The 1,680-nt window shown below is 68.0% G+C and carries 2 protein-coding genes; one reads left to right on the top strand and one right to left on the bottom strand.

What is annotated here, in order from left to right; genetic code table 11:
- The first annotated feature begins 113 nt into the window (after nucleotides 1–113).
- On the top strand, nucleotides 114–665 hold the full coding sequence (locus ACFYMM_RS44370; protein ID WP_388398553.1) for a hypothetical protein: 552 nt from the start codon (nucleotides 114–116) through the stop codon (nucleotides 663–665).
- On the opposite strand, the gene ACFYMM_RS44365 is transcribed toward ACFYMM_RS44370, so the two are convergent.
- Entirely contained in the window at nucleotides 619–1,539 is a 921-nt protein-coding gene (locus ACFYMM_RS44365; protein WP_388398550.1) for an IS5 family transposase, read from the bottom strand. The genes ACFYMM_RS44370 and ACFYMM_RS44365 overlap by 47 nt on opposite strands.
- Between the last annotated feature and the right edge of the window lie 141 nt (nucleotides 1,540–1,680).

Below are 1,680 nucleotides of genomic sequence, written 5' to 3'. Positions count from 1 at the left end.
AGGCGTCGTTGTCTTTCCGAACCTGAAAGCGGCGTTTTAGCTGGTCAGGCATAGGGCCGGTGATTCCGTGGGAGTGGTGGCGTGTCGTGTCGTTGCTCCGGTGGAGGTCGTGGATGCCGTCGGTCGTGGGGTTGCTGGAACAGCGTGAGGTCGCGGCCCGCCGTCGCGTGGACGGGCTGAGGGAAGAGGCCGACCGCATCCAGGCCGAACTGGCCGTGGCCGAGCGGGAATGGCAGGAGTGGGCCATCGCCCGCTCGCGGGTCGGGGAGGTGCTGACTCCCGTGGACGAGTCCGGGCAAGACCACGCCCAGAGCGATGGGACAGCGTCGGCCATGAGACAGGTCGAGGAGACATCGTCAGCGCCGCCCGCAGCGAAGTCGAAGTCGCAGGTGCCGGTGTGGCGTGAGGGACTGGCCTGGTCGGTGTTGTCGGTGGACTATCAGCGCATTCTGCAGGTGCTCGCCGACCGGGCCCGGCTCCGTCAAGGGCCGCTGACCTGTCAGGAAATGGCTGCGGCGTTCGGCATGGACGTGGTGCCGGCCAAAGTGGAGGCACTGCGGTCGAAGGCGAAACGGCTGGTCGCGCGCGGCTGGCTCGCCGAGCGGCAGCCGGGCCAGTTCACTCTGGTCGATGCCGTCGCTTCGCAGTCAGGCGACGGCTCATGAGGAGCGTCATCGACCAGTAGACCATCGCCTCGGCACTGGCGGTGCGGCGCTCGAAGTCGCGCACCAGGCGGCGGCTTCGCATTAGGTGGGCGAAGAGACGCTCCACGATCCACCGCTTGGGCAGCACGACGAAACCGCGCATGTCGTCGCTGCGTTTGACGATCGCCAGGACCAGGGCGAACGTGGCCAGGCAGTACTCGACGAGGCTGCCGGTGTAGCCGCCATCAGCCCAGACCAGTTCCAGGCGGTGGTGGGCGTCGGCGACCTTCCTGAGCAGGACCCTCGCGGCGGTGCGGTCGCCGATGTCCGCGGCAGTGACCATGACGCCCAGCAGCAGGCCGAGGGTGTCGACCACGACGTGCCGCTTGCGGCCGTTGATGAGTTTGCCGCCGTCGAAGCCGCGACTGTCCGCGCCCACGACGGCGTCCGCCTTGACGGACTGCGAGTCGATCACCCCGGCCGTCGGCTCCGCATCCCGTCCCAGCTCCTCGCGGACCCGGCCTCGCAGCCGGTCGTGGAACTCCTTGACCAGGGCATTGTCGCGCCAGCGGCGGAAGAACGCGTAGATGCGGTCCCACGGCGGGAAGTCGACGGGCATCGCCCGCCACTTGATCCCGTTGTCCACGAGATACCGGATCGCATCGAGCATGGCCCGGTGGCAATATGCCTCCGGCCGGCCGCCCCGGCCGCGCATCCAGACCGGCACCGGCAGCAGTGGCAGCACCCGGGCCCACTCCGCGTCCGTCATGTCCGTCGGATACCGCCGCTCACGCATCGGATTGTCGGCGGCGTTTCCGAACCGGTGAGCCAGACAGTCACACTCCCAGGTGACCGCACTGGACTGCCCCGCCATCGGCACGAAAGACTGCTGCACCAGGGCCTCCTGCCGCTCGGTGATTCGACACCAACGAGCTGTTCAGGAGGCCCTGTTCGTATGCGCCCAGCACCCCGCGACCACCCGATCGGGACTCCCGTTCGACGCGCATCTCTCAAGATCGAAAAGACAACAGCTACT

Origin of the sequence: Streptomyces sp. NPDC006739 (genome assembly GCF_042869815.1) — a bacterium.
GTDB lineage: Bacteria > Actinomycetota > Actinomycetes > Streptomycetales > Streptomycetaceae > Streptomyces.
Note: the sequence above shows the minus strand (reverse complement) of the source record. Positions and strands in the feature narration are given on the sequence as shown.

What these genes read in the sequence shown, in the direction of transcription:
- ACFYMM_RS44370 (WP_388398553.1), top strand. Translation starts at nt 114, where the DNA reads ATGCCGTCGGTCGTGGGGTTGCTGGAACAGCGTGAGGTCGCGGCCCGC.